Source organism: Gammaproteobacteria bacterium (ex Lamellibrachia satsuma) (genome assembly GCA_019623805.1).
Taxonomy (GTDB): Bacteria; Pseudomonadota; Gammaproteobacteria; order Chromatiales; family Chromatiaceae; genus QGON01.
The window spans coordinates 204,936-218,821 of sequence record CP053680.1; the positions used below are offsets into that span (position 1 = coordinate 204,936).

Sequence of the window (13,886 nt, forward strand, 5' to 3'; positions counted from 1 at the left end):
TTGTAGGTCCTGTCGTATTTTATCCATCCATAAAATAGCGCCTAAGCGCATCCCAAACGACCTTGTCTTCTGGGTTTTTTACATACTGGCGCATGCCATACAAATCGAATGGGTCAGAGAAATCAAATTCTTGTAGAAGAGTATCACTATGAATTTCACTTGGCCGGTGCTGCATTTCGCTATCTATCTGAAAATGCTTTGTCCACAAACCCCTGTTGTTAAGAAACACAAAAAACTCGCCAGGCATATTATTTATATAGTGAATAAGTGCCATAGATTCACCTGAAACCATAGCAAAAGGTGCAGCTGCTCCTTGTATCAGGCGGTAAACAAACTCGTGCTCGTTTTTATCCTGATTAGCTTCTCCTCTCATTAAAATCTGCATCGTCAACGATAGCATTCCTAACCTTGTTTTTCCCCATGGATGCGCCTCATTAGGAAAAAGCACATCGATAGAAGCATAATCTCTGTTATAGCTATCTAAGCCCATATAGACAGCCGGATCAATTTCCTGCCCCCTTAAGAAGGCGGCACGATCTAGCAAAGCAATAACGGATAAGACAACAACTCCAGCCACGACACCCACATATCTACTTCCTAATATATCGACAGCGGCACTTATTGTGGAGCCAAGAGCGAAGGCATCTGCAGCAATTTCCAAAGAATGCAGTGGCAAATATTTTGTTCGATACTTTTCAATCTGCTCCTCATCAATATCTGTATCAGTAAATGAATATAAATAACCATTCGGATCAAAACACGCTTCATAAATGACGCTTCTTATATCCGAAGAATTTTCTGAAAGATGACCTGCACGCACATGAGCGATCTCATGCGAAACAAGGAAAGTTGTCATTAGCATATGTAGATGAGTGATCTTTTTTAATTCATCTTCTTCAAATTGAAAACTCGTCCCGATACGATACTTCTCTCCTTCTGACAATGATGCCATCAAGTAAGGCAGTTGCATCCGATGCCATGAGCGAGAAAACACATTCTGAAAATGCTCAGTTGATAGATGCTCTATGAAATGTGGTCTGCCAGTTTCTTGTTGACAAGAGCGAATCAGATCACCCAATGTAAAAGCGATCAAAGCCAAATCGAGGAGCAAGTAACGCCCTAATTCAATTAAATAGATATTTGTCCCTACTAGGGATATTTTACCGTGTGGTCTGTAACTGCAATCCGTTGCAAAAAAAAGCATATCTTTTTTAACGCCATCATGCTCAGCCATACCCTCCAAGACCAAGTTAACCGAATGACTTATATAGTAGACAGTATCGGCTGGTTCATATGGCGAGAAAACAAGGCCCCATTTGTCAATTGCCGATCGCGTTTTTTCTATTTCTTCTTCAGACAGGTCGATTGCAAACGTGGTGTATTCATTTTCAGATAGATACTTCTCTATTTCACCAGTGGAAACAGACTTATCTACCAATAACGCGTGAAACCTCTCACGCTGCATCAGTCTTTGCGTTATATCTCGCCCGCCACTGGCACTGCATTCGCTCTCAATTTGACGCCTTTTTATTATTTTTACTACAGCATCTAGCACATAACTATTGTCTGACATATAGGGATATTTTGTATTCAGCAGCGACCATTGACGCCAGACAGTGAAGTCCTTCCTGATTATAGTGCAATGTTGCGCTCCAAAAAGAAGGCATCTCAATAATTACCGCACGCAAGATCACTTATAGACATTCCGTGTTGTTTCGCTTGACCGATAGTTTTATTTAGAAGGAGCCTTTCAACGGAACGATGCCGCCCGAACTCATACGATAGATCAAGTGCCGTACGTCCTTTTTGATCACGAAGGAGATAGTCACACTTTTTCGAATTAACCAATTCTCTTACTACCTCTTTTGCAGAACTTGAGGCAGCATAATGCAATGCGGTCATTCCATGTATGGGGTCCTTGAAATTTACCGGGAAGCCAGTTTTTTCAATTTCTTTAACCTTGTCCGCATTGCCTCTCCTGGCTGCGTCTAAAAATATCATTCCCAACTCAAAGAGCTTATTCTCCATATCTGGATACTTCCCTTTGAAAACTGCCAGTTGTTTTTTTGTTTTTTTGATCCCTTGGCTTTCCATGGCCTTCATTGTTAACCTTTCTAACTCTTGCTCTTCATTCTTAAGTTGCTTAATAACCTCATCAATCACATCGTTCATCAGTGACCCTTTTAACTGTTCACCTGAACTACCTAACAGGCCGAAGCCTTGACCCATATTTCGTGCCATTTTCGAAGATAATGGCTCCACTTCTCCGTCACTGAGCTGTTTCTTGTAAATAGCCCATCGCTTCTGATTTTCTCTAATCGACATTGGTAGCACCTCCATCTGAATCATTGCAAGAAAAATTAACATTTCTATTGAATATCAATATGTTATTTCCCGCTGATTTCAGTTCAGACATGAAATACTCAAAATAATCATCAATTCTAAAAATAGTGCTCAGCTCAATGGGATGTTGGTAATCAAGCAAGATAACGTGCTCTGGGTTCTCCCCTTCATAAATGCCTGGATCAACGGCCAAAGTAAGGTAGATTCTGTTTTCCCCTGTCACAATATCCTTGGCAAGACATATCAAATTATCTTCTGGAGTGATAACTGCCCATCCGGAGAAACGTTGCTCGCTCATTGAAGAAGTACATTTTAGGCCAACAGACAATACGCCTTGCTCTGAGGTTTCACCGAAAGAAAGACAACAGATCCCCTTGCCACTAGCATCTTCATATGTTGCCGCAAACTCCCCACACAAATTGACTGAAGAAAGAAACGGTTTCTCATCAACAGACTTATAAAAATACTCGAATAAACACAGCCCTGCCATTATATCCGGTCTTTTTGCTTCCACATGTAGCTTTGTTGTTGATGAATAAGGATTTTCTGGGTCTACAAGGTAATCCTCGATTGCTTCCCAGAACTCATTTCTCCTTGATGTGGGAAAACTAACTCCTTTCGGTTGTCCCTCCGCATGCCTTCGCAAGGCCTCCCCATCGATATTCAAGTAGGCTTTTCCCAAACGAGTCCTCGTTCCTTCAATGTCCGCAGCAATCATGATCCACGAATAATCATCAGCTTTATCTTTCTGTGCGAACTGATAGAAGCGCTGCAATCCCGTTCTAAGAAGTTCTTTTTGCTCCTTTGAATATTGCTGCCTGGCTTTCGTCATCCACATATCTCCACGTCTAATCCAGAACCATTCCGATCACCCAAATCCAGTTCAAACATCATATCGATAACCAACCAGATGACTACCACATGGAAAAACGAGGAAGGGAAGAGGGAGTCATAGGCAGAAAGTTCGAGATTATAACGATCATGTAATTCTGATGCCTTCCAACGAGGTACAAACATGGCAAAAAAATCAGTTTTCGGCGGATTCCCATCAACTAGGAAAAGCAGCAATGATCACGGCGATCCGATTATTGCCATCATGGCCCGCTGCCCTACGCCGAGGCGGACCAAAGCGGCGGATATTCTATCCCTCACCACCACAATTTCCGTTGCGGCTGGCGCTTTAGTCTACCTCCAGAATCAACCGGGGGCCATCGGCGCGGAAGAAGCCACTCTTGTAGCCGGATCGCTCCTCACTTACCCGCTTTTCAAATCCGGCTGGCGTTTTCTTCTTAAGAAGAAAATCAGGATAACGCTCGACCTCACTACATTTTCCTTCAAAACCTGGCGTGGCTGGAAGCATTTTGACCGCACGTTGCCCCATGGCTACGCCTTACTGCCCCACGACAAGACAAAAGCCGAAGCACGACACAACGAATTCCGCACACGGCTTGCGCAAGCAGAAGGGGAAGTCATCCAGCCACCTGAGTATTTCGGGGAGGCGGTGCACCTGTGTTTCATCCATGCCGGACAGCGGATCGATATCACAGCCATCTACGGAAAGAAGATGGCATTGGCGCTGCAATCCAGGCTGCAGCTCTGTGATGGCGTACTTGATGCCCATGCGGGCATAAACGGTGGCACTCATCTGAGCCCCCAGCAATCTTCCACGCCCCAGCCGGGCGATCTGCCCGATGACTGAAGGAGAATGCTTATGAGCACGTTCGTTTTACGTTTCATTATCGCAGTCCCCTTGGCCCGGCTCCTGTCCGGTTATCTGGTGGATGCCATTTACTGGATCTTCTGGAACCTGATCGGGGTGAACGCGATCCCCTGGGATAAGCGATTCGATACCGCCCTGCACTGGGTCTGCGGTTTCATCGCCCTGGCTCGTCTGATCCGGGAGTTTCCCCGGCTGCCGCGTATCGCACTGGCGGCCCTGATTGCCTACCTCGCCACGCCCCACCTGCTTGATGGGTTGCTCTGGACCTTTGATGCACAGATGCCGCCCCCCGGCCTGTGGCGCACTTATCTGTACGGGTTTTTTGGGCTTTTTACTTATGCCGTAGCCAAGAGCTGGCTGCGTTGGATTCCCCCACTCACTTTCTGAACGCAATGTAAGGAGATTCACCATGCATCACGATGCTCCATTTGATTTTGACCGGCTTCAGGAAGTCATTCAGACCTTCCTCGAATTCATGCAGACCAATGAAGAGGTCATGCTTTTCGCCGTGGCCTTTGCCGCAACGGCCTACGGACTGAAGAAGTGGGGCAAGAAGCTGTTTCACCGCCTACGGCTGTGGGTCACCCAGCACAAGGCGCGGAAAATCAAGCTCCCCAAGCACTTGATACCGGATCAGAACGGCTGGTTTCAAGCTGAGCTGGAATTGTGCGCCAAATACTACCATCGCTACATGCTGGCGCGCACCGACCTGTCGCTCTACGACAAGGCACAGAGTTATCTCAGGAAGTGCCACGAGCTGGGTAGAGCACCTGCCCCGCTTTGGGCCAAGCTCGTAGTTGGCGGCCTGACGCTGGCAGAGTCAGTGGTGTTCGGCATGGTTGTGGCCGAGTTGGGCATGGACAGCATCACGCCTGAGATGCAGCCCACAATTGCCGGACTGATCGGCCTGACTCTGGCCACCGTGTTGATGCTCATGACCCATTTCGCGGGGACTGAGTGGCACAACAACGAGCTCATCGACAAGGTGGGCAAGATGGCTCGCGAACTCCTCCGCAACGGACAGACCACCGGGGCCTCCGATCTGACCCGCAACACCAAGGTCTCACTGGCCAATGACGGGGAAGATGATGGCCTGTCACCCGCCCAGCAACTGCTGAACCGGATCAATGCCAACTACAACTTGACGCCAGATTGGCGTGGAATGCAATTCACGCTCATGTTCATCACTGGCCTGTTGGTATTGGCCTTCCTGGCTCGGCTCAGTGTCACCGATCTGGTGGAAACAGCCTACGCGGCAGAGCCTCTGTTCTCGGCTGAACTTGACGACCTCGGTCTTGCGGGAGAACTCGGCCTGGGCAATGACGATGATTCCGGTGGTGGCTGGCTGGCCACCGGCAAGGTCTCCACCCTAATGATCTTCTCTTTGCTGTTCGCAGGCATCCAGGCTCTGTCGATCTATCTGGGAAAAACCTTCGGCTTTGCTGGAAAGGAGGCCCGCAAGGCCTACCAGATCATCAAATCCTTCGCGACCCGTGAGGCATACCTCAACACCAAGCAGGCCCGGCAGATCGAAATTCAGAACTCTGCACAAACCGAACTCAACCGGTTGCAGCAGGCCATCATCGAAAAATTGTCTGCCGAGGGCGTGGATGCGGAGGCCTTTGCCGCCGCCAAGCGCTCCAGCGAACGTACCTTCCTGGCCTATATCCAGGCCAAAAAACATGAACAGGAGATCCGCAACTATGAAAACCTTTAAAACCACCTTGCTGGCTACGGCCATTGCCCTGGCAGGATTTGCCAACTCTGCAATGGCCCGTGACGATCTGGGCAACTGCTATGGGGCCATAGCCTCCCACGTCGATACGACGGCATTCCAGCGCCCTGACCGCGAGCTGTTCGTGCTGATTGATCAGACCATGAAACCGGACGCTGAACTGAAACGAGAGCTGATCAGGAAAACGCTGGGCTACCTCCGCAAAGGCGACCGAATCTCGGTGGTCTCGTTCTCAGCCTATGCCAAAAAGCACTATACGGAGTTGGTCTTTACGGGAACATTCGAGCGCTCTTTTCCCAAGGCAACCTTCAAAGCCGTGCCAATCCGCAAAACCCGCTCGTTCGAGCACTGCCTAAAAACCCAGTGGGGCAAGCGCACGCTGATTGCCCGCAGGATCATCGAGGCGATCACCTCAGAAGGAGATGCGTATGATTTCTCGCATACGGAGCTGATTGGCACGCTGAACACGCTTGCGAAGGATCTGATCGGCAAATCTGATGCAAAGGAGCGTTCTTTGCTGCTTCTGTCCGATATGTTTGAAAATTCCCATATGACTACCTTCTTCAGGAAAGGTGAAGTGCGTCTGATCAAGCCCAAAGCCGAGATGGCCAAGATCAAGAAAGTTGGAATGATCCCGGACCTTTCCGGCATCAAGGTCTACATCATCGGTGGTGGCTGGCTGGAAGACGGCAGCCTCTATCAGGATGCCCGTAGGCTCAAGGCCATGCGCCGCTTCTGGGAACGGTTCTTCGCCGCCTCTGGTGGCAAACTGGAGGGTTTTGGCGAGCCAATGTTGCTCACCGACATCAGGTAGCTCTCACTTCCTTCCGCATCTGGGGCAATCGAAGGGACGGCGCGAAACCCGAGCACCAAGGGTTAGCGCCGTCCTTTCTTGTGATTTCTAGCGCAAGTTAGATAACATATATATTATTATGTATTCGTTATTAATAACATTTAAGATATTTTAGTGTTGACTTTATATAATCTATTCGTTATTTATTATGTGTACCACGATAACTTATAGGTTATTACCATGCGCTCTCAAGATCGTGCCACAGCCCGCCGCCAGCTAGACAAACGCCTGAGCCTTCTGCCAAGCGCTGATAGCCTTGTACGCCCGCCACGCGGTTGGATTAAAGCCATTCGTGAAGCGTTGGGTATGACAACGGCCCAGCTCGGCAAGCGCCTGGGTGTCAGCCAGCCCCGTGCCGTCGCCATCGAAAAAGCAGAAAGCACAGGATCGATAACGCTCGACTCACTGGAGCGTGCCGCCCAAGCCCTCGACTGTCGCTTGGTCTACTCCCTCGTTCCCAGAAAACCGCTCGAAAAGCTCATTGAAGAGCGCGCCCACCTTCTCGCGAAAAAACGGCTGGAATCAACCGGCCACAGTATGAAACTGGAAGCCCAGGGCGTTGATGCAACGGATGAAAGCGAACAGCTAAAAAACCTGGTCAATAAAATCATTGCACAAGGTGGCTCCAAACTGTGGGAGGACGTATGAGTGAAGATCCTCTAATCGAGCAGGATGATGCATCCACCCCCCTCTCACCTGAAGAGCTGGAGGGCCTCATCCCTTCATACATCACTCTGCGTTCTGAACTCAACGAGGCAGAACAGGCCAATATTCTTGAAGCAGAGGAATGGGCTTTCAATCGAAAGCGTGACGTACTTTCGGAAAAGTTCTTAAACGATCTTCACAAACGCATGTTTGGTCGTGTCTGGAAATGGGCCGGGAAATATCGCAGGACCGGCAAAAACATCGGCGTCGATGCCTACCGCATTCCCTTGGACCTAAGACAACTGCTCGATGATGTCCGTTTCTGGATAGAAAACGGCACCTTTCCGTCTGATGAAATCGCCACGCGTTTCCACCACAAACTCGTCTGGATACACCTGTTTCCCAACGGCAATGGCCGTCATGCCCGCACGGCGACCGACTTGCTGCTCGTTGCCCTCGGACAGCTGCGCTTTACCTGGGGCCGTGAAAATCTGGTCGATGCCAATGAAACCCGCCAGGCCTATGTAGATGCGCTACGCGCTGGCGACCAGCACGACTACGAACCGCTCCTCGCCTTTGTTCGTTCCTAGATCGACCGGAACTCAGAGGGAATGCCCATGCATTACGCCTTGATATCCCCTTTGAGAAAGGCCTTTGCACATCCGTAGTGCCAATTCGTTCTCGTGGTTGTCTCAAACCGTATCAGATTGCACCCCTGAGCCTTCGGCTCAATTATAGAGTTATAAAAGACTATCCTTTTACCTCTATAATCTTTACTCAGATCACTAAATAGCGGCAGATAGTCTTTACCGCCAAAGAAAACCAGCTCTTCGTCACAATCCTTTGGCAACATGCAAAAATCGTTATATTGATCGCGTTTTTTACGGCGCTTGTACAAGTCTGCGCTTGGAGAGAATGTGATGTCATATTTTGGTGTCAGAAATTCCGCACCAATCAGCCCCCATCCGGCTGACAGAATATAGATATTACCCCTGCCATAGGCATTGACCAGCGCTTCATAAGTACCATTCATATAGAGCCGATAGGCCGGAAGTAAATGAAGCGGGTTATTGTCTGGCTGTTGGTTGCATTCTAGAAGCAGCTCTCGCCATGTCTTCTCACCGGCCGCAATACCATCTGGCCGCGCAAATCGGAATTCATCACTGGCTGGAGCATTTTCAGGATCGGCAACAAACACAATGCGCTTTCCATCCTTTGCCATCATATACCCAGCGTCTGGATGTTTTTTAGCGGCACACTGAATGACTATTTTCATTATCTCTCGTCCATTTCAGAGACCAGTCGCTCAAATACTTTCAAGAACACAGGATCATAATCTTCATCCACGTGATTTTGATTCCAAAGACCGGAGCTACGCACTTTCTCCCTATTACACAGGTGGCCCAGCCATTTACCGGAGGGGGAATCTATAGCTGGCTTATTGTGATTGCTGAGTAAGGCAATCACATTACGCTCGATATAGCCCCGCAAAGTATCTGGCCCAGATTCATCGTCTATCTTCAGCCACAAGAAAGGCATATCCCCAATCACCTCACTTACACGTTTTTCGAGGGAGTGCTCCCCTTGCCTTATCTCTCTTGGTGCGGAACTGCCCTTTCCCCAAGTGGGGTAAACAAGACGTTCACGCTCCATTAGAGCTGTGCCAACAATAAGACGGAAGATTGAACCCCTGTGATTGCCACCGCCAGATTTTACAGGGCCTTTATGCTGGGACAGTCGCTTCCAAAGGGTTGTTTTTGATCCCGCCTTCAGTGCGTGGGTGCCCACGCGAACTACTCGCAAGCCTGATCCACTATCACGCCTTTCTTCACCATGCTCCTGAAAAAAATACACGCCACGCCCCGGCCAATCCATACGACCAGAACAAGCGGATAAATGGCGCGGTCCTTTTGTCTTTTTCGAAAGCTTTTCAAGAATTGAATAGAAGCGTATTAGATCGCTGAGCCGTTCTTGATTTGATGCACTCATCATCCACCCATACCGCAGTCCTTTATAGTCAGTCGCAACTTACCATTTTACTGCCAAGGATATTTACAAACCAGCATCGGTCGTTTGAAAAAAGCCCCTGTCCTCGGCTTGAAGGCAGGAGCCTGTGGCGAAGGCCTATGCGGCGACCTCTCCTTTAGATTTCTGCAAGCTGTGCAGGTAATCCACCGCCCGCTGGGCGTGGGCTGCCGCCTGAAAGATCGCCCGCTTGTCTTTTTGTAGGACTTTCAACCAGCTCTCAATATAAGCGCTGTGATCATCCCGCACTTCCGGGGTCAATCCCAGCTCGGCGGCCAAGAAAGCAGATCCCAGCTCGGCAACCAGTTCCTCACGGGCATAGCCTTCATCGCCCCAGCGCTTGCGACCAAAATCGCGATCCAGCCGGGAGGGGTGGCGTGTCCAATGCGTGGTCTCGTGGGCCAGGGTGGCATAGTAGCTCTCGGCATCACGGAAGCTTTCAAAGGGCGGAAGCTGAATACGATCGGCCTGAACCGCGTAGTAGGCCTGATTGCCCCCGTGGCGAATATCAGCACCAGTCGCGCCAAAGAAACTTTCCGCCTGATCAATGCGCTGCACCGGATCAAGAACCGGCTCGGCAAGTTGATAGTAGTGGGATGGAAGCCCTTCTACCTGTTCGACATTAAAGACTGTGTATCCCTTCATAAAGGGGATGGCGTGATCGACCTCCTCACCGTCGGCATTTTCCTCGGTGCGGGTGATGGTATTGGCATATACGACCAGTTCGCCTTTCTCGCCTTTGCGAACGTTGGCACCGAGCGCTTTGGTCTGACGGAAGGTCATCCAGATCGATGCACTGTAGCCTTCTGTTACGGCAGCTGACCAGAGCATCAGGATGTTGATGCCGTTATAGGGTTGGCCGTTATGCCGAAGGGGTTTGGTAATGCGCCCTGCTGCGTGCTCTGCGTTCCAGGGTTTCATCCAGGGGCGGACGCCTTGTTCAAGGTCGGCAATGATCTTGTTAGTGACGCGGGTATAAACATCCTGCCGGGGTGTGCTTTTCTTGGTCATGGTTCGTCTCCTTTGCTTTCGCGGTTTGTCCGATTGACGCGAAACATCGAAGACGGGGGAAAGCCGGACAGGCACCGTCAGGGAAACGGTCCACACGGGAGCAACGCGAACGGAGCGGGCAGACCGTTGCCGGTCCGGCGATCCCGGCTAGAAACGTGTAGCTAATTGAGGAAAACCGCTAACAGGAGACGGAGAAATTAATGACCAAGGAGCAACCTGGCGAGGACGGACTACGCAACACAAAAGGCGAATGACCCTACGAACGGCTGGAATAATGCTGAATTGCGTGCCAAGGTGAGCGCATGAAAATCTACGGCATTGACTTTACGAGCAGGCCCAGACGCAACAAACCCATTACCTGTCTCACCTGTGTATTAGAAGGCAATAGACTGCGCATAGGTGATCTGTCCGAGTGGCAGAATTTCGAAGCATTTGAAGTCGCATTAGAAAGGCCTGGGCCGTGGATTGCCGGAATCGACTTCCCGTTCGGACAATCGCGGACTTTCATTGAGAATATCGGCTGGCCCATGACATGGCAGGGTTACGTCGGCTATGTAAAGACGCTTGATCGCAAAGGCTTCCGTGACGAGCTAGACAACTATCGGGCTAACCGACTCGCAGGCGACAAAGAACACCGCCGAAAAACGGATATCGCAGCAGGCTCCATCAGCCCGCAAAAACTCTATGGGACTCCGGTCGGACTGATGTTCTTCGAAGGTGCACCGCGACTGCTTGATGCCGGTGTGACCATTCCAGGACTACAGCAGGGCGATCCAAACAGAATTGTTGTCGAGGCCTAACCGGGCGTGCTAGCACGTCATCTAATTGGCCGTCGCAGCTACAAGCAGGACACGAAGAGCAAGCAGACACAAGAACAATACGAAGCAAGAAGGGACATACTCCGAAAGATAAATAATGACGGCGTGCTGGCATCCCACGGCATCCGTATCCATGCACCGGAAAAACTCGCCGATGATCCGGGTGCAGATCATCTCGATGCATTGCTTTGTGCCATCCAGGCTGCTTGGGCATGGACACAGCGCGACCGCCAGTTTGGGGTGCCAAACGCGACCGATCCGCTGGAAGGCTGGATCGCCGATCCAACGCTCAGGTAGGGATTCATAAACGGTGCCATAGCACCGGGGCTGACAAGCCGAAAACAGGCTGCCGAACCGGCAACCTGTGCTAACTCTATCAGCAGTCCTGCTAGAACTCCTGGGCGTTTGTGACGATGAGTTCGCGGGAGATTTCAACGATCTCGCCATTGATCTTCATATCGCGCACTATGGCTTTGTAGTCGATGTAGTAGCGAAGGTGCTCGGGCACTTCCGTGGTTTCGTTGATGAGATCGTAGGCGTAATCGCTGGCGCTGCCCTCAAAGAGACAGACATCTTCGTAGCGCCCTAAAACCTCGCTGACTGCGTAGCCGAGATCGAGAAGAAAGCAGATTGGTTGGGTGGCAGTATCATCGAGATCATCAAGCTCTTCAAACCAACTGTAGATATTTACCTGAGAAATATTGGCTGCCTTGGCCAGATCTGCCAGATGATCTTCGCCGTCTATAAACTGGATTTCGACTTCATCACAACCTTGTTTCTTGAGGCACTTCATGCCGGTTTCAAAGGTTTCGATACTATCGAAGTAAAAGCCGGTGTGATCCAGGGAGTAAGGTTGTGCGTAGAATTCAGTCATTGTTCGTCTCCTGCTTGCTGTGAAATCGTGGCTTCACGACAAGCGCGGCAAACAGGAGGAACGGAAAGCCCGAAAACCATCATGATGCGGCCCGCAGCGCACGCGAGGACACGGTGATGGTTGGAGCCGTTAGGGAAGGCTTGAAGTGACGACGACCGCGCTAAGGTTGCCACAATAAATTTCACAAAAGCCGGAGACCACTGACCAAAGACATCGCCAGCCTCTCTCGACATTCCGGATTAATTGTCAGCCTGAAACCCCATATCCGTCGCAGCAGCCCAACAGCATGCTCAAAAGTCGAAATTTTTGGATATTTACGGGTATTTTTCTGGATACTGCCGATTAAACCTTGCCTTTATGGATATTTTTGGATATCTATATGGGTATGAGCATGAATACCGATACCCTGCAGATCTCCCCAGAAATCCTCTCGCTGATTGCCGAGTTGGATGAATTCAAGGGCGCATGGAGGGCTCTGGGCACTCTGGCCCCGGAGCGCCTATCAGCCCTACGCCGGGTAGCAACAATCGAGAGTATTGGCTCATCTACCCGGATTGAGGGTAGCAAGCTGTCAGATCAAGAGGTTAGCCAGCTCCTCGCCAACATCGAAATCAAGAAGTTCGATACGCGCGATAAACAGGAAGTGGCAGGTTACGCAGAAGTGATGGAAACGGTCTTCACCCATGCGGATGCCATCGATCTCACAGAAAACCACATCAAGCAACTGCACCGCGACCTGCTGGTCTACAGCAACAAGGATGAACGTCATCGCGGAAGCTACAAGACCAATCCCAACAATGTAAGCGCCTTCGATGCCGAGGGCCAAGAGATCGGCATCGTCTTTGAAACCGCTACCCCTTTCGATACGCCGCGCCTAATGGCTGAGCTCACAGAATGGGTGCGCGACGCTCTGAACCAAAAGCAGCTTCATCCGCTTTTGATCATCGCCATCTTTACAGTCGTATTTCTTGAGGTCCATCCCTTCCAGGATGGTAACGGTCGCCTATCGCGCGTATTGACTACATTACTGCTTCTGCGTTGCGGATACGCCTATGTTCCATACAGCTCATTGGAAAGTGTGATAGAGCAAACCAAAGAAGGTTATTACCTGGCGCTTCGCAATACCCAAGGCACCATTCGCACCGACTCCCCCGATTGGCAGCCGTGGGTGGTGTATTTTTTGCGGGCACTGCAAAAGCAAAAAGCGCGGCTAGAAACAAAGATTCAACGTGAGAAAATTCTTGTTGAAGCGCTGCCAGAGCTCTCCGTCAAAATCCTTGAACTCGTCAAAGAACATGGACGATTGACGGTCAGCCAGATCGTCCAGATCACAGGAGCCAACCGCAATACAGTAAAGAAACACCTGCAATCACTTGTGTCAACCCAGCACTTGGCTCAACACGGTAAAGGCAAGGGAACGTGGTACGGGCGAGTTTAGCTGCCCGGTGGGATTCAGGGGCAGTGCACAGCACTCAAGCGAGTCTTTGACCTCGTGATAGATTTTGGGACATCCAAGTCCCCAAAATCGACTCGGCCTTCGACAACCTATTGGTGCCCCGGACGTCCTGGTCACTGACCGCTACGTGACAACATCGCAAGCTCGTTACCACTCCACAGTCAGCTCACAATGACTTGACGCCGTGTTCGGATGCCTACTTTGCTTCCCCTCTGGCGCTAACGCACGACGGGTAAGCAGTGCGGCCTCACGGCTACCGGGGACTACCAGCCCTCGCTTCGCTCTCCATGGCTGGCAGCGGGGGCTGACCTTCCTGCGTCCCAAAGAAGCTTTCGGTAAGCTGTCAAATGCTAGCAAACAAAAGCGGCTGCGGTAGTACAATAACGCTGGCAAAGGATATATGGCC

General features: G+C 50.4%; 14 protein-coding genes and 1 pseudogene. 8 read left to right on the forward strand and 7 right to left on the reverse strand.

Annotated elements, in window-relative coordinates; all coding sequences use genetic code 11:
• Window positions 1–19 precede the first annotated feature (19 nt).
• From HPY30_00895 to HPY30_00905, 3 genes are all read right to left on the reverse strand, one after another.
• The gene (locus HPY30_00895; GenBank protein QYZ64673.1) at window positions 20–1,573 is read right to left on the reverse strand and encodes a hypothetical protein; all 1,554 of its coding nucleotides are present in this window, start codon (window positions 1,571–1,573) and stop codon (window positions 20–22) included.
• A 95-nt stretch (window positions 1,574–1,668) separates the two neighbouring features.
• Window positions 1,669–2,325: a hypothetical protein gene (locus HPY30_00900; protein ID QYZ64674.1), complete on the reverse strand. Its 657-nt coding sequence runs from the start codon at window positions 2,323–2,325 to the stop codon at window positions 1,669–1,671.
• The gene (locus tag HPY30_00905) at window positions 2,315–3,175 is read right to left on the reverse strand and encodes a hypothetical protein (protein ID QYZ64675.1); all 861 of its coding nucleotides are present in this window, start codon (window positions 3,173–3,175) and stop codon (window positions 2,315–2,317) included. Before HPY30_00905 ends, HPY30_00900 begins: the two co-directional genes overlap by 11 nt.
• Window positions 3,176–3,358: 183 nt before the next feature.
• Here HPY30_00905 and HPY30_00910 point away from each other — a divergent pair, with 183 nt between their 5' ends.
• The 6 genes from HPY30_00910 (at window position 3,359) to HPY30_00935 (ending at window position 7,886) form a co-directional block, all read left to right on the forward strand.
• Window positions 3,359–4,042, forward strand: a complete 684-nt coding sequence (locus HPY30_00910) for a hypothetical protein (protein ID QYZ64676.1) — start codon at window positions 3,359–3,361, stop codon at window positions 4,040–4,042.
• Window positions 4,043–4,054: 12 nt separating this feature from the next.
• Window positions 4,055–4,450 (forward strand): hypothetical protein, encoded by a 396-nt coding sequence (locus HPY30_00915; GenBank protein QYZ64677.1) that lies wholly within the window; start codon window positions 4,055–4,057, stop codon window positions 4,448–4,450.
• Between the two features lie 22 nt (window positions 4,451–4,472).
• Window positions 4,473–5,780, forward strand: a complete 1,308-nt coding sequence (locus HPY30_00920; GenBank protein QYZ64678.1) for a hypothetical protein — start codon at window positions 4,473–4,475, stop codon at window positions 5,778–5,780.
• Entirely contained in the window at window positions 5,767–6,612 is an 846-nt protein-coding gene (locus tag HPY30_00925; protein QYZ64679.1) for a hypothetical protein, read from the forward strand. The genes HPY30_00920 and HPY30_00925 overlap by 14 nt, the downstream gene beginning before the upstream one ends.
• 219 nt (window positions 6,613–6,831) lie before the next feature.
• A complete protein-coding gene (locus tag HPY30_00930) occupies window positions 6,832–7,299 on the forward strand; it encodes a mobile mystery protein A (protein QYZ64680.1) in 468 nt (155 codons plus the stop codon).
• Complete coding sequence (locus tag HPY30_00935; protein QYZ64681.1) at window positions 7,296–7,886, forward strand: mobile mystery protein B; 591 nt, start codon at window positions 7,296–7,298, stop codon at window positions 7,884–7,886. The genes HPY30_00930 and HPY30_00935 overlap by 4 nt, the downstream gene beginning before the upstream one ends.
• A gap of 32 nt (window positions 7,887–7,918) precedes the next feature.
• On the opposite strand, the gene HPY30_00940 is transcribed toward HPY30_00935, so the two are convergent.
• From HPY30_00940 to HPY30_00950, 3 genes are all read right to left on the reverse strand, one after another.
• Window positions 7,919–8,572, reverse strand: a complete 654-nt coding sequence (locus HPY30_00940; protein QYZ64682.1) for a hypothetical protein — start codon at window positions 8,570–8,572, stop codon at window positions 7,919–7,921.
• Window positions 8,572–9,285: a hypothetical protein gene (locus HPY30_00945; GenBank protein ID QYZ67854.1), complete on the reverse strand. Its 714-nt coding sequence runs from the start codon at window positions 9,283–9,285 to the stop codon at window positions 8,572–8,574. The genes HPY30_00940 and HPY30_00945 overlap by 1 nt, the downstream gene beginning before the upstream one ends.
• Before the next feature lie 135 nt (window positions 9,286–9,420).
• Window positions 9,421–10,332, reverse strand: coding sequence for a DUF1738 domain-containing protein (locus tag HPY30_00950; protein ID QYZ64683.1), 912 nt, complete (start codon window positions 10,330–10,332; stop codon window positions 9,421–9,423).
• Between the two features lie 302 nt (window positions 10,333–10,634).
• Here HPY30_00950 and HPY30_00955 point away from each other — a divergent pair.
• Window positions 10,635–11,447: pseudogene (locus HPY30_00955) on the forward strand (DUF429 domain-containing protein).
• A 91-nt stretch (window positions 11,448–11,538) separates the two neighbouring features.
• Here HPY30_00955 and HPY30_00960 read toward each other — a convergent pair.
• Window positions 11,539–12,024: a hypothetical protein gene (locus HPY30_00960; protein ID QYZ64684.1), complete on the reverse strand. Its 486-nt coding sequence runs from the start codon at window positions 12,022–12,024 to the stop codon at window positions 11,539–11,541.
• Window positions 12,025–12,409: 385 nt separating this feature from the next.
• Between HPY30_00960 and HPY30_00965 the strand changes: the two genes are divergently transcribed.
• Window positions 12,410–13,462: a Fic family protein gene (locus tag HPY30_00965; protein QYZ64685.1), complete on the forward strand. Its 1,053-nt coding sequence runs from the start codon at window positions 12,410–12,412 to the stop codon at window positions 13,460–13,462.
• Window positions 13,463–13,886: the final 424 nt, after the last annotated feature.